Genomic DNA, 20761 nt, shown 5'->3' on the forward strand with positions numbered 1-20761 from the left:
GAGTCAGGATTTGCCCGTGTGAACTGCCACGACGTGGACGACGCACGGACGGTGGCGCGGGTGAAGAGTAACAAAACAGACGCCCCGGCAGTGCTTCTTGACGGGCGTCGCGAAGTTACCGACAAGGCAAGTTAGGAATACCTGTGCGGCAGGCGTGTCGCTGTGCCGTAATACGGTAGGGCGCATCGCGTGGATCGGACCGACCAGCCCTCGGTCCGACCTGCGGAGATGCCACTTCCGGTGCTAAGTTACCGGCAAGTAGTGACCCACCGGTTACCGGCTGGTAACTTAGTGGTCGACAGATGTATCGGGCTGACCATCGGACTGCCCACGGGCCGGCCGGAAGCACACGGCGACGGACGTAGCTCTGTCGCCCGAGAAAGGCAACGTCATGAATGCCCTGACGATCACCCTCGGCACCGTCGGTGCCCTGCTCAGCATCGTGTGTTGGGCCTACTTCTTCCGCGGTGCCGCGCTGATGGTGCGATCCATCGCGTTGGGTCAGCCGGACAGAACGCGCCTGCGTCCGTTCATCCCGCGGTTCAAGCAGATGTGCATCGAGTTCGCCGCGCACACCCGCATGAACAAGTTCCGCAGCGTCGGCTGGGCTCACTGGCTGGTGATGGTGGGCTTCCTGATCGGTTCGATCCTGTGGTTCGAGGCGTACGGGCAGACCTTCAACCCCGAGTTCCACTGGCCGCTGATCGGCGACCTGGCGATCTACCACCTGATGGACGAGATCCTGGGACTCGGCACGGTGATCGGCATCGTCACGCTGATGATCATCCGCCAGCGCAACCACCCGCGCTCCCCCGAGCGCCTCTCGCGCTTCTCCGGCTCGAACTTCCGCGCCGCGTACTTCGTCGAGTTCGTCGTGCTGCTCGAGGGTCTGGGCATGATCCTGGTCAAGGCCGGCAAGATCGCCACCTACGGACACGCGAACCCGTACACCGACTTCTTCACCATGAACCTGGCCAAGCTGCTTCCCGCCAGCGCGGTCATGGTGTCGATCTTCGCGTTCGTCAAGCTCATGTCGGGCATGGTGTGGCTGCTGATCGTCGGTCGCAACATCACCTGGGGCGTCGCATGGCACCGCTTCAGCGCGTTCTTCAACATCTACTTCAAGCGTGAGGACGACGGCGGAGTCGCCCTCGGCGCAGCCAGGCCGATGATGTCCGGCGGCAAGGTCCTCGAAATGGAGGAAGCCGACCCCGACGTCGACGCGTTCGGTGCCGGCAAGATCGAGGACTTCACCTGGAAGGGCTGGCTGGACTTCACCACCTGCACCGAGTGCGGTCGCTGCCAGTCGCAGTGCCCCGCCTGGAACACCGGCAAGCCGCTCTCCCCCAAGCTCCTCATCACCTCGCTCCGCGATCACGGCAACGCGAAGGCGCCATACCTTCTCGCCGGTGGCCGCAAGGACATGGCCGGCGACGAGGTCGGTTTGGTCGACGCCGACGGCAAGCCCGACGAGGCCAAGCTCGCCAAGATCCCGCAGGCTGCCCGCGACGAGGCCGAGCGCAAGCTTGTCGGCGAGACCACGCTGGACGACGGTGGCCTCGGCGGCATCATCGATCCCGAGGTGCTGTGGAGCTGCACCAACTGCGGTGCGTGCGTCGAGCAGTGCCCCGTCGACATCGAGCACGTCGACCACATCCTCGACATGCGTCGCTACCAGGTGCTCATCGAGTCGGAGTTCCCCACCGAGCTCGCCGGGTTGTTCAAGAACCTGGAGAACAAGGGCAACCCGTGGGGCCAGAACGCCAAGGACCGCACCAACTGGATCACCGAGCTCGACTTCGACGTCCCCGTCTTCGGACAGGACGCCGACAGCTTCGAGGACTTCGAGTACCTCTTTTGGGTCGGCTGCGCCGGCGCCTACGAGGACCGCGCGAAGAAGACCACCAAGGCCGTCGCGGAACTCCTCGCCACCGCGGGCGTGAAGTTCATGGTGCTCGGCGCAGAGGAGACCTGCACCGGTGACTCCGCTCGCCGCGCGGGCAACGAGTTCCTGTTCCAGCAGCTCGCGATGCAGAACATCGAGACCCTGAACTCCGTGTTCGAGGGAGTCGACGAGAGCCGTCGCAAGATCGTCGTCACGTGCGCGCACTGCTTCAACGCACTGGGCAACGAGTACCCGCAGGTCGGCGGCAAGTACGAAGTTGTCCACCACACCCAGCTGCTGAACCGCCTCGTGCGGGCCAAGAAGCTGATTCCCGTGGCGTCGGTGCAGGAAGACGTCACGTACCACGACCCGTGCTTCCTCGGCCGCCACAACAAGGTCTACGACGCACCGCGTGAGCTCATGGCCGCGTCGGGTTCCACGCTCAAGGAGATGCCCCGCCACGGTGAGCGCTCCATGTGCTGTGGCGCCGGTGGTGCTCGCATGTGGATGGAAGAAAAGATCGGCAAGCGGATCAACATCGACCGCGTCGACGAAGCACTGGACACGCTCAGTGGCAGCGGCACGGCGACGCAGAAGATCGCGACCGGCTGCCCCTTCTGCCGCGTCATGCTCAACGACGGTGTCACCGCACGTCAGGAGGGCGGCAGCAACGAGAACGTCGAGGTCATCGACGTCTCGCAGATGCTGCTCAGCTCCATCACGCGCCTCGACTCCGCACAGCTGGGCAAGAACATCGCGGTCATCCCCCGCGAGAAGCCAGAGGTCGTGCCCGCGGAAGAGCCCGTCGGCAAGCCCAAGGCCGAGTCTGTCGCCACCGAGGACGTCGCTGCCGAGGAGGAGAAGGGCCGCGTCGAGGAGATCGAGACCGCTGCTGCCGGCGGCGATCCCACCGCCCCGGCACCCGGCAAGGGCCTGAAGATGAAGGGCCTCGCCAAGGCACCGGGAGCGAAGGCGCCCGGAGCGAAGGCACCTGCCAAGCCCGCCGAGTCCCCCAACGCAGACGGCGACGACGCAGCAGATGCGTCCAAGCCCAAGGGCCTCGGACTGGCCGGCAAGGCCAAGGCACCCGGCAAGGGTCTCGGTATGGCCGGTGGGGCCAAGGCACCCGGTAAGGGGCTCGGCATGGCCGGTGGAGCCAAGGCACCCGGCAAGCCTGCTGCGGCGTCTGCACCTGCCCCGGCAGCTGAGGCTCCGGCTTCGGAGGCCACGGCTTCTGAGGCCCCGGCATCTGAGGCCCCGGCACAGGCTCCCGCCGCTGGTGACACGGCGTCGGAGGTCAAGCCGACCGTCAAGGCCAAGGGACTCGCGGTGAAGTCGGGCTTCAAGAAGCCGGGCGCCAAGGCACCGGGATCGGCAGCACCCGCCGCTGCGCCTGCCGCCGAGACCCCGGCAGCTGCTGAGCCTGTCGCCGAGACCCCGGCACCCGCCGCGTCGGAGGCCCCGGCGTCGGAGGCTCCAGCCCAGGCGTCGGAGTCCATGCCGACCGTCAAGGCCAAGGGCCTCGCGGTGAAGTCGGGCTTCAAGAAGCCGGGCGCCAAGGCACCGGGTTCAGCAGCACCGGCGGCAGCTGAACCGGCCGTCGAGAAGGCACCGGAGCCCACAACTCCGGCAGCCGAGTCGAACGGATCGGCCGAGTCGAACGGTGCAGCCGAGTCGAACGGTGCAGCCGAGTCCAACGGTGCAGCGGAGCCGAAGGACAACCCGGCCCCGCCCGCTCCGAAGGCCGGCGGACTGGGATTCAAGTCGGGAGCGAAGGCACCGGGCAAGAAGTCCTGACCGAACACCCCCTGCACCAACCGAGCACCCCCTTCAGCACGCTGGAGGGGGTGCTCGCTTTATGGCAGAGGTGTGCGCACCACCCTGCCGCTGGCCGACGCGTGCGGCGATCACGACATCCCCACCGGACACCCCCTCCATAAACCGCACACTCCCTCCAGCACGCTGCAACAGGTGTTCGCTTCACGGCAGAGGTGTGCACACACTCTGCAGCCGGTCGATGCACGCGGCGACCATGTGCACGTGAACGGACGCCGGCCGATGCGTGCGGCCCCCACCAAACACCCCTTGCATCAACCGCACACCCTCTCCAGCACGCTGCAACAGGTGTTCGCTTCACGTAAGGGGTGTGCGCACCACTCATCCACAGGGGTGCTGGCCATCCACAGCTGCCGCTCGAGCACCGTTCGGCCAGGTCCACGTCGGCAACGATCGACCGATGGCGCGCATAACCTCTCGCTCGGAGGCATTGGCTCAGGGCTACACGGATTCCGAACTGCGGCGCATGTGCCGAACCGGAGATCTCACACGTTTGCGACGCGGGGCCTACGCCAGCTCGGACGACATCGCTAACCTCTCAGAACAGGAACGCCACCTCCTCTTGGCCCGCGCGATGCTGACGACAGGCAACCCGGCGCCCGACACAGTGCTGAGCCACGTGTCGGCGGCGATCGCTCACGGTATCGACCTGTGGAACGTGCCGCTCTCCGCAGTTCACATGACGCGCAACCGGCGGACAGGTGGTCGTACGGGCCGCGTGCGTCACGTTCACGCGTCGCCCTATGACGCGGACGAGGTCACCGACGCGGCGGGGTTCCGCTCGACTACCGTGAGCCGCACCATCGCCGATCTAGCCTGTTGCTTGCCGTTCGACGAAGCAGTCTGTTCTGCGGACGATGCGGCACGTCGACTCGGAGTGACGGGTACGCAGGTCGAGGAGATACTCGCTCGACGCCCCACCCGTAGCGGCCATGCGAGAGCGCACCGCGTCGCGCTGTTCATGGATGCCGGGTCCGAGAGTGTCGGTGAGTCACGCAGTCGCGTGCTGCTACGCGCTGCAGGTTTCGCGATTTCGACGCAGCGAGTCATTAACTGCGACAACGCTTCCTATCGTGTCGACTTCTCGGTGGACGGCACGAACGTGATCGGCGAGTTCGACGGGCGCGTCAAGTATGGCCGACTCGTCCCGACCGGCGAGACTCCGGCCGACGTGCTCTGGCGCGAGAAGCTCCGCGAAGATGCACTGCGCGGCGCGGGCTACGAGGTAGTGCGCTGGACGTGGCAGGACTTGGCGACGCCGAACGTCGTCATCGAGCGCATGCAGCGGGCACTCGACCGCAACCACACACCTCCTGCATGAACCGCACACCCTCTACAGCCTGCAGCGAAGGGTGTGCGCCCACCACAACACGTGTGCACACCCCCTGCAGGCCGGCGCCGAGCAGCCGCAGCTCGCACACCCCGGACGCGCGTGCGCCCTGCTGGAACAGGTGCGCACACCCCCTGCGTGGAGCGCACACCACCTACAGCCTGCAGCGAAGGGTGCGCGCTCACCACAACACGTGTGCACACACGCTGCAGCCCGGCGCCGGCAGAGTGCACACCCCCTGCAGCGCGTTCGCCCTGCTGGAACAGGTGCACACACCCCCTGCGTGGAGCGCACACCACCTACAGCCTGCAGCGAAGGGTGTGCGCTCACCACAACAGGTGTGCACACCCCCTGCAGGCCGGCAACGCTTCCGTCAGGACTCCGCGATCGCCTTGATCGCAGCGAGTGTGCGCGGTATCCCGTCGAGCGCCGCGGTGCGGCGGATCTCGATCTCCTCCTGCGCACGATCACCGAACTTCGTGTGGAAGTAGTCGATCCCCTGCTCGGTGAAGAGCCACGATTCGGTGAGCTGCGTCGAATCGTCGTCGATCGCCTCGAGTGTGTACCCCCACCGCACGAACGAATCTCCGACGAGCCAGGCGAACTCGGTGCCCGGGATGGCGACGGCAACGGTGGAGAACGTCTCCCACGTTCGGTCGGCAGTGACGTTGCGCCCGGTGAAGGTGGACCCGACCACGTCGGCGCTGCCGCCGTCGTTCCACCAGCACTCCTGGCAGATCGGGCTCCACTCGCCGGTCCGTGTGACGTCGGAGACGAGGGCGTACACGGCGTCGGCCGATGCGGCGATCACGGTGGAGTCGGAATGCTCGAGTGCTGTCATGCCTCGAGTATGCCGCCGAGCGGTGCAGCGAAAGTAGTGCGCCGCCGAAGTTCCTGCTCCGCCGCCCGAGTGCCCAGCTCGAGACGCTCCTCGTGGCTGCCGGTGAGCAGCACCCACGAGCGTCGGGATCGGGTGAGCGCGTCCAGGAACCACCCGGTCATCTCGGCGCGGACATGCTCGCCGTCACGAATGCCGTCCTGCACGAACGGAACTCCGTGGTGATCGGTCACCAAGTACAGGGCGTGTCGGTCGTCGGCAACGGCCCGATGCGAGTCGACGCCGAGGTAGCGGCGCTCCCACACCGTCGTCGCGAAGGCGTCGGTGTCGCAGATCAATACGGGCGATCCACGCCGCGCTGCCGCCTCCTCGTGAGCAGCCTGGGTGCGGGCGATGCGGGCGAAGTCGTCACCGGTCCAGACGATGTCGTCGACGGAACCGACCTCCGCACACTTGTCGACGGTGTCCTTCCGCCCGAACTCGTCGACGCACTCGGTGTCCGGCCATCGCTGCCGAAAGTGTGTAGTCAAGGCACCGGCAACAGTGGTGGTGCCCGTCGATTCGGAACCCACCACGACGATGCGCGTCGTGAGACCCGCTCTGGCGGGCGCATCGAGGCACCTCCACGAAGCAGCGAGATCGGCACGACACGACGTCCCGGACACGGGAAAGCCGGTGCGCGGCAGATCGAACGGCACGTGTCGAGCGTCGAACCACCGCGCCAGTTCTTCGCCGTACGGCTCGCTGGTGACCACCACATCGACGGGCTCGTTCCCGACAGCTGCACGCATGCACGCCACCTGCGCCGCCCACACGGCGCGGGACGTGTGGTCGATCGGTGCGTCGCACACGATGCCGGTGATGGTGACCGACTCGTCGCACGCATGCGATTCGGTCATCCAGGCGACGCGGTTCTGCAAAGACACCGACTCCACCGACGCGGACATCACCACGACGGTCACGCGCTCCGCCAGCGTGGCGGCGAAGCGGACCATCGCGTGGTGGCCGGCGTGCGGCGGGTAGAACTTGCCGATGATCAGAGCGTGCGTCACGCCGCCACCTCGACCCGGTCGTCGGTCATAGACCGCGTCCACGCCGACAGTCCGGCAACGCACAGTCCGATGAAGCCGAGGTACAGAACGCCGGTCAGGATCAGATCCTTGTAGAGGTAGAGCGGCACGTAGACGACGTCCGCCGCGATCCACAGCCACCAGGATTCGCGGCGCTTGGTCACCTGCCCCCACGTCGCCAGCAGTGACAGCACGGTGGTCACCGCATCCCAGAACGGCACGACCGACGTCGTCGCGGTGTCGAGGAACCACGTCATGGCCACCGTCGCGATCACTCCGACGACGCCGAGCCACCACCATTCCCGACGGCTGGTGGAGGTGACCACCAGCGGCCCCCGCGTTCCGCCGCCGACCCACAGAACCCAGCCGGAGAGTGCGAGAGCGATGTAGACGAACTGCAGCGCCGCGTCGGCGAACAGCCCGGCGCCGAAGAAGAGCAGGACGAAGGCGAGGTTGTTGGCGATGCCGATGGGCCAGTTCCACACCGACTGCCGTGCGACCAGGACGACGCAGGTTGCGCCGGTGACGAATCCGACGACCTCGACCCAGGACGTCGGTGCCCCGAACGACACGAACGCGGTGGATCCGAGCCACTCGATCAACGACATGACGCCTCCTTAGCTACGATTTGCGCTAAGCATGGCGCAGAAATGCTCCAAGTGCAACACGCGGCCCGCTCAGGCCACCGGCTCGAGCAACTGCGGCCCGTTGTTGCGCACGCTGTTGACGGCCGTGCTCACCTCGTACGGGGACAGATGCGGCTCGGGAATCGACTGGACCAGGTCCGCGACCGCGCCCTGATCGGTCAGCGTCGGGTCCAACCACGCATCACGCATGTCTGCAGGGACCACGACGGGCGACCGGTCGTGGATGTGCCCCAGCTCGTCGGTGGCCGTCGTGGTGAGCACAGTCGTGGTCCACACCCATTTGCCGGGATCGTCGTCCGCGAGTTCGGGGTCGGGCCACAGCTCGTACAGACCCGCCATCGCGAGAACGCCGTCGGTGTGGAGGAAGTGCGGCACCTTCTTGCCCTCCCGCTTCTCCCACTCGTAGTATCCGTCGGCCGGCACGAGGCAGCGTCGCTTCGCCGCGGCCTTCCGGAAGGCCGGCTTCTCGGTGATGGTCTCGGATCGCGCGTTGATCAGCCGGCTCGCGATCTTGCGATCCTTGGCCCACGACGGGATCAGACCCCAGCGAACGGTTCGGAGTTGCCGCGCCTCCTCCCCTCGCTCGAGGACGATGCGCACCGGATCGGTGGGCGCCACGTTGTACGACGGTTCCGGGGCCTCACCGAGCGCCACAGCAGCGTCGAAGATGGACGAGAGGTCGTCGTCGGACCGGGTACTCGCGTATCTACCGCACATGGTCCGATTCTGCCCCGGGTCACCGACACCTCGGCGCCTCGATCGAGTCGAACCCACACGAGTCCGTTTCTGTTCGAAATTGTTGACTCGTGTGAGATGCTGTGTCGATGCAAACAGCGCGGACGCCGTGATGCTCGCGCACCAACGGCAGCAGAGCATCCTCGACGAGGTGACGCGGCGCGGCGCCGTCAAGGTCGCCGACCTGGGCGTCGAATTGTCGGTGTCGGACATGACCATCCGTCGCGACGTGAACGAACTGGTCACGCGCGGTCTCGTCGAGCGAGTGCACGGTGGGGTCACACTCCCCCGAACCGCCAGCGTCTACGAGCCCGGGTTCTCCGCCAAGTCCGAGCTCGATCGTGATGCCAAGACGGCGATCGCCCGCGCCGCCGCCCGCTACGTCCGGCCGGGTACCTCCGTCGGCATCTCGGGGGGCACCACCACTCATGCCGTCGCGCAGGAGCTGCTGGATGTCGCCGACCTGACGATCGTCACCAACTCGCTCCCCGTGGCCGATCTGTTCCATGCCGCCGGCCGCACGGTCCTGCTCACCGGGGGCGAGCGCACACCGTCGCAGTCACTGGTCGGCCCCCTGACCGTCGACGCACTCGCCGGGATCCATCTCGATCTGCTGTTCCTCGGCACTCACGGGGTGGACGTGGAGTCGGGGCTCACGAGCCCCAATCTGATGGAGGCACAGACCAATCGGGCACTGGTCGCGTCGTCCCGGCGCGTGATCGTCGTCGCCGACCACACCAAATGGGGCGTGCGCGCACTCGCGAACACCGTTCCCCTCTCCCGTGTCGACGTCTTCGTCACCGACGCCGGCCTCGACCAGGGTGCACGCGAGGCCCTGAACGATGCCGTCGACGACGTCGTCATCGCCGGATCCACTGTCGAAGAAAAGAGCGTCCGATGACCACGCACGACCCGTCGGCACCCGCACGCCACGCGGTACGCAAGACCAGCACCATCCTGTCCGACGGCCGCGAACTGCTCTATTTCGACGACTCGGAACCGTACGTCTCCGGCGAGCTGACCAGGGATCTGGTGGACACCCGCCCCCTACCGACGTCGGAGTCGTTGTCGCAGATGCGTTTCGACGTCCTGACGGGCGACTGGGTCGTCATCGCCGCGCAGCGGATGGACCGGACGTTCCTGCCCCCGCCCGACGAATCCCCTCTCGCACCCAGCCGGCCGGGCCATCCTCCGACGGAGATTCCCGCATCGGACTACGACGTCGTGGTGTTCGAGAACAGATTCCCGTCGCTCGCGCAGTCCGCTGCGGCGCAACACCTTCCATCGTCGGTGGACGGTGAGGAGCTGTGGCCGCTGGCCGCAGGAACCGGGCGCTGCGAGGTCGTGTGCTTCGCCAGTGATCCCGACGCGTCCTTCGCCTCGCTCGATCCGCATCGGGTGCGGACCATCGTCGACGTGTGGGCGGATCGCACCGAGGCCTTGTCGGCGCTCCCGGGTGTGCGCCAGGTGTTCTGTTTCGAGAACCGGGGCAAGGAGATCGGCGTGACGCTGACCCACCCGCACGGCCAGATCTACGCGTATCCGTACCTCCCCCCGCGTACCGACGCCATGATGCGCCAGTCGAAGCTGCACGCAGAGCGCACGGGCCGCAAGCTGCTGACAGACGTTCTGGATGCCGAACTGCGTTCGGGCAGAAGGATCGTCGTCGACACCGAGCACTGGGTGGCCTACGTTCCGGCGGCGTCGCGCTGGCCGCTCGAGATCCACCTGGCACCGCGGCGCGACGTCCCCGACCTCGCCGCACTCACCGTTGCCGAGCGGGACTCGTTGGCGCACGTGTACCGCGACCTCCTGCGCTCGGTGGACAACTTCTTCGACGGCGTGGACGAGGTGCCGTACATCGCGGCGTGGCATCAGGCTCCTGTCGGCGAGGACCGCGACCTCGGACGCCTTCACCTGCAGTTGTTCTCGATGATGCGCTCGCCGGGCCGGATGAAGTTCCTCGCCGGATCGGAATCGGCGATGGGCGCGTGGATCAACGACACGACACCGGAGAAGATCGCGGACCGACTCCGCGAGGTGCACCCGTGACCGCGTGGGTGCCGGTGGTGGCCGAGAACGACCTCGCCGACGGAGCCGTTGCGCAGTTCCGCACGACGTTCGGCACGGAGCCCGACGGCGTCTGGATAGCACCCGGACGTGTCAATCTGATCGGTGAGCACGTCGATTATGCCGGCGGACTCGTTCTGCCCTTCGCGCTTCCGTACGTCACCGCGGTGGCGGTGCGTCGCCGCGACGACGGAGTCCTCCGCGGCGCCTCGACCGCGTCGAACGAACATTGGGGCGTCAGGCTGTCGGCTATCGCCCCCGGATCTCCGGCCGGATGGGCTGCGTACGTCGCGGGTGTCGCGTGGGCGCTCGGCATCACCGACGGGGCGGACATCGCCGTGCACTCGTCGGTCCCGCTGGGCTCCGGCCTGTCCAGCTCGGCCGCACTGGAATGTTCGGTCGCGCTGGCCCTGCACGACCTGTTCGACCTGGACGTGGACCGACAGGCATTGGTGCAGGCCAGCATTCGCGCCGAGAACGAGATCGCCGGGGCGTCCACCGGGGGCATGGATCAGGCGGTGGCGATGTTCGCCCGAGCCGGCCACGCTCTACTGCTGGATTGTCTCGACGGGAGCACCCGACAGATCCCCCTGGATCTCGCGGCAGTGGACGCACAGGTCCTCGTCGTCGACACCAACGCCCCCCACCGCCTCGTCGACGGTCAGTACGGTGCCCGCCGCGCATCCATCGAGAAGGCATGCGCCGACCTCGGCGTGACGACGCTGCGTGGACTCGACCCCGACACCGCGTCCGCAGCCATGACCGATCCCACCACCGCGGCACGAGTTCGACATGTCACCAGCGAGATCCGACGCGTCGAGCAGGCGGTGGACCTGCTCGACGGCACCGTCGACCTCGCAGCACTGGGCACCCTGCTGACCGCGTCGCACCGATCTCTGCGCGACGACTACGAGGTCAGTTCCCCGGAACTCGACAGTGCCGTCGACGCCGCGCTCGACGCGGGCGCCTTCGGGTCGCGCATGATCGGGGGCGGGTTCGGGGGGTCCGCCATCGCGCTGGTATCTCTCGATCAGGTGGACGCGGTTGCTGCTGCGATCACCGATGCGGCAGCACGATCCGGCCTGCCCACACCGTCGTTCCTTACCGCTGACCCGTCGGATTCGGCGCGTCGCCACGAGGGCGGCGCGACGCCGCCACCAGCAGAATCAGTCCCACCACGAGACTGACTCCAGCCACCGTCCACAGGATGATCGGCCCGCGGTCGATCCACTCGAGCTTGTCGACCGAGTCCCCGGCACGCGCGATCTGCTCGGCCTGGCTCTCCTCGCTCAGCGACAACGACGCCTTCAGGATGGTCACCTCGGGCACCGCGGCGTCGCGGGCGAAGTACTGGAACGGCTGCTCCTGGCCACCGACCAGGCCACCGCTGCGAGGCTCGACGTAGATCTCGCGGGTGTTGGAGTAGTACCGCTTCATCGTGATCGGCGCGTCGCCCTCGAGACCCCACTTCGACGCGGGGAGGGTGACCGTGTTGATCGGCGACTGCGTCGTCAGGGACAGATCCTGGTTCACGACGGTCGACCGGAAGTGGTAGATCTCGACCCCGTCGATGTCGATCGCTTCGACGAACTCCGCGGGGAACGTGGTCCATGCCGTCGCGTCGTACACCGGGTAGGTCTTCTGCTCGGTCCCGAACGGGAAGCGGTGTTGGAAGCCGGTGCGCGGCAACGGCACGGCTTGCGCATTCGCCGCGGTCTGGATCGACCCTGCAGGTTCGACCGGCACGGCGGTCCGTCGGTCGATGGTCACCCGGTCCACCGACGCCGTCAACAGGCCGGGATCGCGATCACCGCGGCTCACCGTCACCGATGCCTGGAACGTCATCTTGTCGGCGTCACTGGGTTCCTCGACCGTGATGAGGCGACGCAGTTCGAGCGGAACGCCCGTCGACACCTCGAGCGGGCCGGCGCTGGCGATCGTCGACGTGTCCAGCACGTCGCCGCCCTGCCCGTCCGGGGTGGAGGCCACGATGCTGCTGCGGATATCGAGAGGCGTGACAGCCAACTTGTCCTGCACGTAGGTCGGGATCATGACCGCGGCGACCGATCCCGCGGCGGCGACAGCCAGGAACGCGCACCCGGCGACCAGGAACTTCCGCACGCCGGTCACCTGGTCCCGTACTGGACGTCGTTCTGCACCGTGGTGGCGATGTCCGCGGACACCGTGTCGGGCCTGGCGTTCTGCTCGGCCGACATCGTGATGCCCACGACCGCCGCGAAGGACAGGACACCGCCCACGACCACACTGGCCAGCGCCGGTACTACGACGTTGTTCATCTGCTTCAGTCCCCCCGAGGATCTTGTAGAGCCCAACTGTCCCATTTCGGACAGGCCCATCCCGACCGTTGACTGTTGTGAACGGTCAGCGAGTACGGGTCGTCGGCCTGGACCGCACAGTTTCAGCAGGGTGGGCGGCGGGTAACTCCCGCGGCATGAACGAATCCACGGGACATCCCCCGGCCACGGACCGCGCGCCGTCCCCGGCCGCGTCCGATCTCTCGACGGTGCAGTTGGTCGAGCGGTTGACGCAGCAGGTCAGCACCCTGGTCCGTACCGAAGTAGGTAACGCACTCGACGAGGTGAAGTCGAAGGGAACCAAGCTCGGCGTCGGAATCGGCATCTCGGGCGCAGGAGCGCTGCTGCTGTTCCTCGGGCTCGCCACTCTCGTGGCCACCGCGGTCCTCGGACTCGCCACGGTGCTCGCGCCGTGGCTGTCGGCTCTGATCGTGGCGGCCGTGCTGCTCCTGGTCGGCGCAGTCCTGGCCAAGACCGGTGCGACGAAGGCCAAGAAAGCGGTGCCGCCGGCACCCGAGGCGACGGTGGCGAGCGTGCAGCGCGACGTCCAGACCGTTCAGAACGCCAGGAAGGCACACTCATGACAGAGCAGCACGAACCCAAACACCTCTTGCGCACCGAGGCCGACGTCGACACACCCGTCGAGCAGCAGCGTGAGGAACTCGCCGAGACCGTCGAGGCTCTCGCCGCCAAGGTCGACGTCCCCGCCCGCGTGTCCGCGGCTGCGCAGGACACGACGGCCAAGGTCCAGGAAGTCGCTCAGGAGACCACCGCGAAGGTGCAGGCCGTGGCCCAGGACGGCGCCACGAAGGTGAAGCAGAACCCGCAGACCGCCGGCGCGTCGCTCGCCGGTGCCGTACTCGCCGTCGTGCTGGTCGCGCTCGTCCGCCGTCGTCGCGCCCGCAAGGCCGTCGCGCAGCAGAGCGTCATCGACATCCTGGCCGGCCGATGACCAGCACGTCGAAGGCCTTCTACAAGCCGCTCTCCCTGGCCACGAGCATCGTCGGCGGCCTGGTCGCCGGGCAGATCTTCAACCAGATCTACAAGCGCGTCGGCAAGAACGACGCCGAAATGCCCGATCCGAAGGACCTCTCGCGCAGCAACCGCGAGGTCTTGATCGCCGCAGCCCTGCATGGGGTCGTGTACGGGCTGGTCAAGGCCGGCGTGGACCGCGCAGGCGCCAAGGGCTTCCGGGCGCTGGCCAACGAGAACCCCAAATGACCCACATGACGACGAACAGGAGCCGTACGTGACCGAGAACCAGGGTGCCGCCTCCGAGGCGCGCAGTGACTTCGTCGACAAGATCAAGGGCCGTGCCAAGGAAGTAGCCGGCGCGGTGACCAACAACGACGAACTCGCCGACCGCGGGCGACTCGAGCAGGCCGAGGTCGAGCGTCGACGCGACGCCGAAGCCACCGAGACCGCCGCAGCACTCGAGATCGAGGAAGCGCAGCAGGACATCGCCGAGACCGAAGCCGAGGCCGAGGTCGCACGCCAGTCCGTCGAGGACAGGACCGACGCCGCCGAGGCAGCAGCACAGAACGACCGTCTGCGCGCCCACCAGACCGCGCAGGCCGACGCCATGAAGGATGCGGAGCAGGGACGGGTGTCCGCCGAGGCACAGTCCGAGCGACGCATCGCCGAGGCGACCGCGGAGCGTCGTGACGAAGAGGCGAAGGCCGCCGACGAAATCTCTGCCGCACGCGACGACTACCAGGAGTCGCTCGACGACGCCGATCGACTCGAGCAGGAAGCCGCCGAAGCCCGGCGCCGCGCCGCGGAGGCCGAGCAGGAAGTCCGCGCCGACGCCGCTACCGACACGGAGGAGAACTCGTGAGCTTGTCCCTACCCCGTCGCGTCCTGCGACTGCAGTACTCCATCGCCCGCCTCCCGTTGCAGGCGCTCGAGGCGACCGTGATCAGTCGACTCGACGCCGAGGGCCCCATCCGCGCGACGTACCAGCAGATTATGGGCGGTGTCGACGGAACGGTCGGCGCACTCCTCGGTGACGAGGAATTGGCCCAGCGCGGACAGAAGATGCGCAGCGCGGCAGCCGATCTGGAGAAGGCCGCGCGTCTCGAGGCCCAGGCCCGTGAGAAGCGCGCCGAGGCCACGAGGGAATCGCAGCGCAAGGTCGACGAGGCGTCGGCACGTGCGAAGAAGGCACGCAGCACCGCCGAGGAGAAGATCGACGACGCGGCCGAGACCGAGATCGACGCGAAGGTGCAGGCCGGCAAGCAGGCGACCGCACGCCTCGAAGATCGCAAGTCGCGCGCCGACGACATCGCCGACAAGCGCATCTCCGCCGCCGAAGCCGAGCGCCAGGCGAAGCTGTCCGAGGTCGAGCGTCGCGAAGAAGAGGCGAAGGCCCCGCGCACCGACGAGATCGAGGACGCGACGGAGAAGTTGGAGTCCGCGGACGAGGCGCGAGACGACGCCGAGCGGCTCGCCGACGTCGTGGAAGCGTCGAAGGACACCTGAGAAAGACCGCCAGGATCCAGTGGACTGCTCGGGGGCAGACCACTGGATCCGCCGCGCAGTGAGACGATGGCAGACGTGAGCACATCAGAAGCGTCTCCTCCTCGCGTGCACCGGCGTCTCGAGCAGTCCGTCAAGCTGCAGAACGTTCTCTACGAGATCCGTGGGCCGGTCCACGCCCACGCCGCGCGCCTCGAGGCCGAGGGCCACCGCATTCTGAAGCTCAACATCGGCAACCCGGCGCCGTTCGGCTTCGAAGCTCCCGACGTGATCGTGCGCGACATGATCGCCGCGCTTCCCACGGCGCAGGGCTACTCCGAGTCCAAGGGCATCATGTCGGCGAGGCGCGCCATCGCCACCCGGTACGAGCTGGTCGACGGCTTCCCGTTCCTCGATGTCGACGACATCTACCTCGGCAACGGCGTGTCCGAGCTGATCACGATGACGATGCAGGCGCTGCTCGACGACGGCGACGAGGTGCTGATCCCGGCGCCCGACTACCCCCTGTGGACGGCGATGACCACGCTCTCCGGCGGCAAGGCGGTGCACTACCGCTGCGACGAGGAGAACGACTGGAACCCCGACCTCGCCGACATCGAATCGAAGATCACCGACCGCACCAAGGCGCTGCTGGTGATCAACCCGAACAACCCGACGGGCGCGGTGTATTCGAAAGAGGTGCTCCGCGGCATCGCCGCGCTGGCGCGCAAGCACAGTCTGCTGCTGCTGGCCGACGAGATCTACGACAAGATCCTCTACGACGGCGCGCAGCACGTCTCGATGGCGACGATGGCTCCCGACCTGCTGTGCCTGACCTTCAACGGCCTGTCCAAGGCCTACCGTGTGGCCGGGTACCGCGCCGGATGGCTCGCCATCACCGGGCCGAAGGACCACGCCGCCGGATTCCTCGAGGGCATCAACCTGCTGGCGTCGACACGCCTGTGCCCGAATGTGCCTGCGCAGCATGCCATTCAGGTCGCACTCGGCGGACACCAGAGCATCAACGACCTCATTCTGCCCGGCGGTCGTCTGCTCGAGCAGCGCGATGTGGCGTGGAACGGTCTCAACGCGATTCCCGGTGTCAGCTGCGTGAAGCCACGCGGGGCGCTCTACGCGTTCCCACGCCTGGACCCCGAGGTCCACGAGATCCACAGTGACGAGAAGCTGGTCCAGGACCTGCTGCTGCAAGAGAAGATCCTGGTGGTGCAGGGCACGGGCTTCAACTGGCCCGACCACGACCATCTGCGCATCGTCACGCTGCCGTGGGCCCGCGATCTGCGCACGGCAATCGAGCGGTTCGGCAACTTCCTGTCGTCGTACCGGCAGTGACCGTCAGGGCGTTCGTCGAGGCGCTGCCGAAGGTCGAGTTGCACGTCCACCTCGAGGGATCGATGTGGCCGAGCACGCTGAAGGCGTTGGCCGACAAGCACGACGTCGAGGCGATCCCCCGTACCGAGGACGCGCTGCGGGAGTGGTTCGAGTTCCGGGACTTCGCGCATTTCATCGAGGTGTATCTGACGTCGATCGGCGTGCTGCGTGATCCCGAGGACTTCGCCCGCCTCGCATACGACAGCCTGACGGCACTCGCGGCGCACAACGTGCGGTACACCGAGATGCACGTGAGCCTGTTCGGCCACCTCATGCGCGGAGTCGACGCCGCCGTGGTCTTCGAGGGCATCGAGGAGGGTCGCCGCCGCGCGGAGGCCGACAGCGGCATCGTCGCGGCGTGGATCCCCGACTTCCCCGGCGACTTCGGCGTCGATGCCGCGGAGCGGACGCTCGACGCGGTGCTCGCCCACCGGACCGAGTCGATCGTCGGGTTCGGCATCGGCGGCATCGAGGTGCCCCGCGGCGAGTTCGCCGACGTGTTCGCCCGGGCGCGGTCCGCGGGCCTGACGTCGTTGCCCCACGCGGGCGAGACCGGCGGACCCGGCCACATGTGGTCTGCGCTGAACGATCTGGGTGCGGCGCGTATCGGCCACGGCATCGCCGCGATGCAGGACGAGAGGTTGGTGGCGCATCTGGTCGAGCACCGGATTCCGCTCGACGTCTCCCCCACCTCCAACATCCGCACCCGAGTGGTCGAGTCGCTGGACGTGCACCCGCTGCCGGCCATGATCGACGCCGGCCTCGTCGTGACTCTCAACAGTGACGACCCGTCGATGTTCGGCACCGATCTGACAGGGGAGTACCTGGCGGCGCACTCGATGGGCGTGGATACCGAGGGGTTGCGATCACTCGCCCTGGCGGGGGTCGACGCGTCGTATGCGGACGCGGAATTGAAGCGGCAGCTGCGGGCGGAGATCGCCGCGGTGGAGGTGTAGGCCCGGTTCCCGCGGACGTTTCCGGTTCCCGCGGATGCTGCAACGCCTACGAGAACCCGGAACGTCAGCGGGAGCGCCGCGGCGATATCAGGCCCGCCGATAGTGTGACCCGCAGTGTCATACACCACGATGTGTGACGGCACACAACTTTTCGGACTCTATTTGCAACCCCGTGACCATCTCAGCGCCTCCGGGCGGGTATGTTCGTACATGAGCCCTTCGGGGTTCCGAAAGCGCCGATCGGCCCCCCACCCCCCCGGTGGGCCGCTCGGTCGGTGGCGGGGGACACCCCCCCTGCTTCCCCGCCACCCGCTTTCGTCGAGCCGCGCGAGGCGCTCTCACCTCGCCCCGGCAACTAGGGTTGCCACGTGAGTCACGGCCACGGACACAGTTCCGCTCCCGCACCGATCGGCAAGGTCGCTGCGCGTCTGGTCGTCGGAATCCTCGTCGTCGTCGGTATCGCGGCCGCCATCGGCGTGGTGCTGCTGTGGCCCAGTGATCGCACCGTCGAGGTGCCCGCCCCGTTCCAGAGCGCTGCCGGCGGCGTCGTCGCCACGGAATACGGCACCGTGGTCTCCCAGGACATCGGACCGTGCGGCAGCTCCTCGAACGGACGGGTCTTCACCGGATCGCCGACTCCCCCGACCGTGTCCGGCTTCGACTGCAATCGCAGCATTGTCTCCATCGACACCGGCGTGAACGAGGGCACCAGGACACTGCTGGAGGTGACGCCCGGGCCGGGCACCCCCGACCTGCGTGTCGGCGAGGAGATCCGCCTGGTGCGAGGCACCGACGACAGCGGCACCGCGATCTACGGATTCGACGACTACTCGCGGACCACACCGCTGCTGCTGGTCGTGGCGATCTTCGCCGTCGTCATCTGCGTCGTGGCCCGATGGCGAGGACTTCGTGCGTTGCTGGGCCTCGGCCTCGCGCTCGGTGTCCTGGTGACGTTCGTGCTCCCCGCGATCCTCGACGGCAAGTCCGCCATCCTGGTGGCCGTCGTGGGCGGCACCGTCATCCTCTACGGCGTCCTCTATCTCGCGCACGGCCTCAATCTGCGCACCAGCTCGGCACTGCTGGGCACCGTCGTGTCCATGGGCGTGGCCGCTGGACTGTCCGAAGCGGCGATCCGTCTGACCAAGGTGACCGGACTGTCGGAGGAACAGAACACCGATGTCCAGGCGTATCTGGACCATGTGAGCATCACCGGGCTCCTGTTGGCCGGCTTCATCATCGGCTCACTGGGTGTGCTGAACGACGTCACCATCACCCAGGCGTCCGCCGCGTTCGAGCTCGCCGAGCTCGATCCGGGCGCGTCCCGGCGGTCGATCTTCACGTCGGCGATGCGGGTGGGACGCGACCACATCGCCAGCACCGTCTACACCCTGGTCCTCGCCTACGCCGGCGGCGCTCTGCCGCTGCTTCTGCTGTTCAGCGTCGCGGGGCGCTCGATCAGCAACGTGCTCACCGGCGACGCGGTGGCCATCGAGATCGTGCGCTCCTGTGTCGGCGGCACGGCACTCGCGCTGTCGGTACCTCTCACAACGGCCATCGCCGTGATGCTGGCCAGGCCTCCTCGTGGCCGTTCGACAGCGACCGAGCGGTCGGGTCGGCACTCCGCCCGCTGAGCAGTATTCGCGTTCGGGAAACATCACAGCGAGTCACCATGAGGTATGCGGTGGTGCTACAAAACATTCTCATGTATTGTTTTGGAGGGTTCGGGAACCTGCGCGTTTGTTTGATGCATATTCGCAGAACGCGACGACTATGTGAGGACACACAAAATGAACACTCTGGCCGCAGAGGACGTCGACCGTATCCGTGAGGTACTCGGCAAGTACGGAAAGCTTCCCGTCGAGATCACGAGCGTCAGCGACGACGCCGATCTGTACGACGCGGGGCTCACGTCACACGCGAGTGTGAACGTCATGATCGCTCTCGAAGACGAATTCGATGTCGAGTTCCCCGACCGTCTGCTCCAGAAGACGACCTTCGCCAGCGTCACCGCCATCGCCAACGCTGTCGCAGAGCTGGCGTGATCGCGATGACGACACTCGAAGCTCCCCAGACATCTCCAGCACAGGCCGTCGGTCTCGACCTGATGCCCCTGGACGAAGTGCTCGCCGTGGTTCGCAGCAATGCCGAACTGGTCGACCGCGAAGGCCGCTTCCCCGCCGAGTCGGTCCAGGCCCTGCGGGCCGCCGGACTGCTGTCGGCGTCGGTGCCCAAGTCTCTCGGTGGTGCCGGAATGACACTCACCGAGTTGGCGACGGTCTCCCGCGCCCTCGGTGGTGAATGCGCGTCCACCGCCATGATCTTCGCGATGCACCACACCCAGGTCATGTCGCTCTCGCGTCACGGCCTCGAGTCGCCGGTCATCCGCGACTTCCTCGCGTCGATGGTGACGGACCAGCCGCTGGTCGCGTCCGCCACGACGGAGATCAACATCGGCGGCGACGTCCGCTCGAGCAGCTGCGCCGTCGAGTACGAGGGCGACCGCTACACGCTGACCAAGAACGCTCCCGTCATCTCCTACGGCGAGTACGCCGACGTGGTCCTCGCGACTGCGCGTCGTTCTCCCGAGAGCGCCCCCAGCGACCAGGTTCTCGTCGCGTGTCTCCGTGAGGACGTCACGCTGCAGAAGACCGGCACCTGGGACACGATGGGCTTCCGCGGCACCTGCAGCCCCGGATTCATGCTCCGTGCATCCGGTTCCGCGGAGTGGGTCGTCCCCGCCACCTACAGCGACATCTCGGCACAGACGATGCTGCCGACCGCCCACGTCCTGTGGGGAGGCGCGTGGCTCGGTATCGCCGACGCCGCCGTGCGCAAGGCACGCAAGTCCGTGCAGAAGCTGGCACGCAAGACACCCGGCGTCACTCCGCCGTCGGCCGCTCGTCTCGCCGAGCTCCTCGTCGTGCACCAGCAGCTGTCCGACACCGTCTTCACCGCCGGCGCCAAGTTCGACGCCATCAGTGACGACCCGGCCGCGCTCGGTGCCATCGGCTTCGCGCTGTCCATCAACAACGTGAAGGTCACGGCGTCCGATCTGCTGATCGACATCGTCGCTCGGGCGCTGCTCATCTGCGGCATCGCCGGCTACCGCGAGGACAGCGAGCTCCGCATGAGCCGCCACCTCCGCGATTCGCACGGCTCCGCGATCATGGTGAGCAACGAGCGGATCCTGAACCACAATGCTCAGCTGTCTCTCGTCTACAAGGGGCTGTGAT

21 protein-coding genes are annotated in these 20761 nt (G+C 67.2%); 15 read left to right on the forward strand and 6 right to left on the reverse strand.

Annotated elements, in window-relative coordinates; translation table 11 throughout:
• Positions 1-391: 391 nt before the first annotated feature.
• On the forward strand, positions 392-3682 hold the full coding sequence (locus ASG64_RS06765) for a (Fe-S)-binding protein (RefSeq protein ID WP_056071349.1): 3291 nt from the start codon (positions 392-394) through the stop codon (positions 3680-3682).
• A 439-nt stretch (positions 3683-4121) separates the two neighbouring features.
• Entirely contained in the window at positions 4122-5042 is a 921-nt protein-coding gene (locus ASG64_RS06770) for a type IV toxin-antitoxin system AbiEi family antitoxin domain-containing protein (RefSeq protein ID WP_082518158.1), read from the forward strand.
• A 382-nt stretch (positions 5043-5424) separates the two neighbouring features.
• Here ASG64_RS06770 and ASG64_RS06775 read toward each other — a convergent pair whose 3' ends face one another.
• From ASG64_RS06775 to ASG64_RS06790, 4 genes are all read right to left on the reverse strand, one after another.
• Complete coding sequence (locus tag ASG64_RS06775) at positions 5425-5892, reverse strand: SRPBCC family protein (protein WP_056071354.1); 468 nt, start codon at positions 5890-5892, stop codon at positions 5425-5427.
• Entirely contained in the window at positions 5889-6941 is a 1053-nt protein-coding gene (locus tag ASG64_RS06780) for an AAA family ATPase (protein WP_235579510.1), read from the reverse strand. The genes ASG64_RS06775 and ASG64_RS06780 overlap by 4 nt, the downstream gene beginning before the upstream one ends.
• Positions 6938-7567 carry a nicotinamide riboside transporter PnuC gene (pnuC, locus tag ASG64_RS06785; protein ID WP_056071357.1) on the reverse strand — a complete coding sequence of 210 codons (630 nt, stop codon included), beginning with the start codon at positions 7565-7567 and terminating at the stop codon, positions 6938-6940. The genes ASG64_RS06780 and pnuC overlap by 4 nt, the downstream gene beginning before the upstream one ends.
• Before the next feature lie 69 nt (positions 7568-7636).
• Positions 7637-8323 carry an SOS response-associated peptidase gene (locus tag ASG64_RS06790; RefSeq protein WP_056071360.1) on the reverse strand — a complete coding sequence of 229 codons (687 nt, stop codon included), beginning with the start codon at positions 8321-8323 and terminating at the stop codon, positions 7637-7639.
• A gap of 130 nt (positions 8324-8453) precedes the next feature.
• Here ASG64_RS06790 and ASG64_RS06795 point away from each other — a divergent pair, with 130 nt between their 5' ends.
• Genes ASG64_RS06795 through galK form a run of 3 tightly spaced genes read left to right on the forward strand, consistent with a single transcriptional unit; the run spans position 8454 to position 11598 of the window.
• The gene (locus ASG64_RS06795) at positions 8454-9242 is read left to right on the forward strand and encodes a DeoR/GlpR family DNA-binding transcription regulator (protein WP_056071363.1); all 789 of its coding nucleotides are present in this window, start codon (positions 8454-8456) and stop codon (positions 9240-9242) included.
• Positions 9239-10393, forward strand: coding sequence for a galactose-1-phosphate uridylyltransferase (gene galT / locus ASG64_RS06800; RefSeq protein ID WP_056071366.1), 1155 nt, complete (start codon positions 9239-9241; stop codon positions 10391-10393). Before ASG64_RS06795 ends, galT begins: the two co-directional genes overlap by 4 nt.
• Positions 10390-11598, forward strand: a complete 1209-nt coding sequence (galK, locus tag ASG64_RS06805; RefSeq protein ID WP_082043210.1) for a galactokinase — start codon at positions 10390-10392, stop codon at positions 11596-11598. The genes galT and galK overlap by 4 nt, the downstream gene beginning before the upstream one ends.
• On the opposite strand, the gene ASG64_RS06810 is transcribed toward galK, so the two are convergent.
• Complete coding sequence (locus tag ASG64_RS06810; RefSeq protein WP_162245517.1) at positions 11513-12532, reverse strand: DUF3068 domain-containing protein; 1020 nt, start codon at positions 12530-12532, stop codon at positions 11513-11515. The two genes, galK and ASG64_RS06810, sit on opposite strands and share 86 nt — an antisense overlap.
• Positions 12533-12537: 5 nt before the next feature.
• Positions 12538-12708 carry a DUF2613 domain-containing protein gene (locus ASG64_RS21775; RefSeq protein ID WP_162245366.1) on the reverse strand — a complete coding sequence of 57 codons (171 nt, stop codon included), beginning with the start codon at positions 12706-12708 and terminating at the stop codon, positions 12538-12540.
• Positions 12709-12863: 155 nt separating this feature from the next.
• On the opposite strand from ASG64_RS21775, the gene ASG64_RS06815 reads away from it, so the two are divergent.
• From ASG64_RS06815 to ASG64_RS06860, 10 genes are all read left to right on the forward strand, one after another.
• Positions 12864-13310, forward strand: a complete 447-nt coding sequence (locus tag ASG64_RS06815; protein WP_042575868.1) for a phage holin family protein — start codon at positions 12864-12866, stop codon at positions 13308-13310.
• Complete coding sequence (locus tag ASG64_RS06820; protein WP_042575869.1) at positions 13307-13678, forward strand: DUF3618 domain-containing protein; 372 nt, start codon at positions 13307-13309, stop codon at positions 13676-13678. The genes ASG64_RS06815 and ASG64_RS06820 overlap by 4 nt, the downstream gene beginning before the upstream one ends.
• A complete protein-coding gene (locus ASG64_RS06825; protein ID WP_042575870.1) occupies positions 13675-13947 on the forward strand; it encodes a DUF4235 domain-containing protein in 273 nt (90 codons plus the stop codon). The genes ASG64_RS06820 and ASG64_RS06825 overlap by 4 nt, the downstream gene beginning before the upstream one ends.
• Positions 13948-13975: 28 nt before the next feature.
• A complete protein-coding gene (locus ASG64_RS06830; protein ID WP_042575871.1) occupies positions 13976-14563 on the forward strand; it encodes a hypothetical protein in 588 nt (195 codons plus the stop codon).
• Entirely contained in the window at positions 14560-15207 is a 648-nt protein-coding gene (locus ASG64_RS06835) for a hypothetical protein (RefSeq protein ID WP_056071371.1), read from the forward strand. Before ASG64_RS06830 ends, ASG64_RS06835 begins: the two co-directional genes overlap by 4 nt.
• Before the next feature lie 66 nt (positions 15208-15273).
• Positions 15274-16533: a pyridoxal phosphate-dependent aminotransferase gene (locus ASG64_RS06840; protein WP_042575873.1), complete on the forward strand. Its 1260-nt coding sequence runs from the start codon at positions 15274-15276 to the stop codon at positions 16531-16533.
• Complete coding sequence (gene add, locus ASG64_RS06845) at positions 16530-17528, forward strand: adenosine deaminase (protein WP_056071374.1); 999 nt, start codon at positions 16530-16532, stop codon at positions 17526-17528. Before ASG64_RS06840 ends, add begins: the two co-directional genes overlap by 4 nt.
• 368 nt (positions 17529-17896) lie before the next feature.
• Complete coding sequence (locus ASG64_RS06850) at positions 17897-19159, forward strand: YibE/F family protein (RefSeq protein WP_056071377.1); 1263 nt, start codon at positions 17897-17899, stop codon at positions 19157-19159.
• Between the two features lie 156 nt (positions 19160-19315).
• Positions 19316-19570, forward strand: coding sequence for an acyl carrier protein (locus ASG64_RS06855; protein WP_056071379.1), 255 nt, complete (start codon positions 19316-19318; stop codon positions 19568-19570).
• A gap of 5 nt (positions 19571-19575) precedes the next feature.
• Complete coding sequence (locus ASG64_RS06860) at positions 19576-20760, forward strand: acyl-CoA dehydrogenase family protein (protein ID WP_056072839.1); 1185 nt, start codon at positions 19576-19578, stop codon at positions 20758-20760.
• The last annotated feature ends 1 nt before the right edge of the window (position 20761 follow it).

The organism is Rhodococcus sp. Leaf247, from assembly GCF_001426185.1.
GTDB lineage: Bacteria > Actinomycetota > Actinomycetes > Mycobacteriales > Mycobacteriaceae > Rhodococcoides.

What these genes read in the sequence shown, in the direction of transcription:
- ASG64_RS06765 (WP_056071349.1), top strand. Translation starts at nt 392, where the DNA reads ATGAATGCCCTGACGATCACCCTCGGCACCGTCGGTGCCCTGCTCAGC.
- ASG64_RS06770 (WP_082518158.1), top strand. Translation starts at nt 4,122, where the DNA reads ATGGCGCGCATAACCTCTCGCTCGGAGGCATTGGCTCAGGGCTACACG.
- ASG64_RS06775 (WP_056071354.1), bottom strand. Translation starts at nt 5,892, where the DNA reads ATGACAGCACTCGAGCATTCCGACTCCACCGTGATCGCCGCATCGGCC.
- pnuC (WP_056071357.1), bottom strand. Translation starts at nt 7,567, where the DNA reads ATGTCGTTGATCGAGTGGCTCGGATCCACCGCGTTCGTGTCGTTCGGG.
- ASG64_RS06790 (WP_056071360.1), bottom strand. Translation starts at nt 8,323, where the DNA reads ATGTGCGGTAGATACGCGAGTACCCGGTCCGACGACGACCTCTCGTCC.
- ASG64_RS06795 (WP_056071363.1), top strand. Translation starts at nt 8,454, where the DNA reads ATGCTCGCGCACCAACGGCAGCAGAGCATCCTCGACGAGGTGACGCGG.
- galT (WP_056071366.1), top strand. Translation starts at nt 9,239, where the DNA reads ATGACCACGCACGACCCGTCGGCACCCGCACGCCACGCGGTACGCAAG.
- ASG64_RS21775 (WP_162245366.1), bottom strand. Translation starts at nt 12,708, where the DNA reads ATGAACAACGTCGTAGTACCGGCGCTGGCCAGTGTGGTCGTGGGCGGT.
- ASG64_RS06815 (WP_042575868.1), top strand. Translation starts at nt 12,864, where the DNA reads ATGAACGAATCCACGGGACATCCCCCGGCCACGGACCGCGCGCCGTCC.
- ASG64_RS06820 (WP_042575869.1), top strand. Translation starts at nt 13,307, where the DNA reads ATGACAGAGCAGCACGAACCCAAACACCTCTTGCGCACCGAGGCCGAC.
- ASG64_RS06825 (WP_042575870.1), top strand. Translation starts at nt 13,675, where the DNA reads ATGACCAGCACGTCGAAGGCCTTCTACAAGCCGCTCTCCCTGGCCACG.
- ASG64_RS06840 (WP_042575873.1), top strand. Translation starts at nt 15,274, where the DNA reads ATGGCAGACGTGAGCACATCAGAAGCGTCTCCTCCTCGCGTGCACCGG.
- ASG64_RS06855 (WP_056071379.1), top strand. Translation starts at nt 19,316, where the DNA reads ATGAACACTCTGGCCGCAGAGGACGTCGACCGTATCCGTGAGGTACTC.
- ASG64_RS06860 (WP_056072839.1), top strand. Translation starts at nt 19,576, where the DNA reads ATGACGACACTCGAAGCTCCCCAGACATCTCCAGCACAGGCCGTCGGT.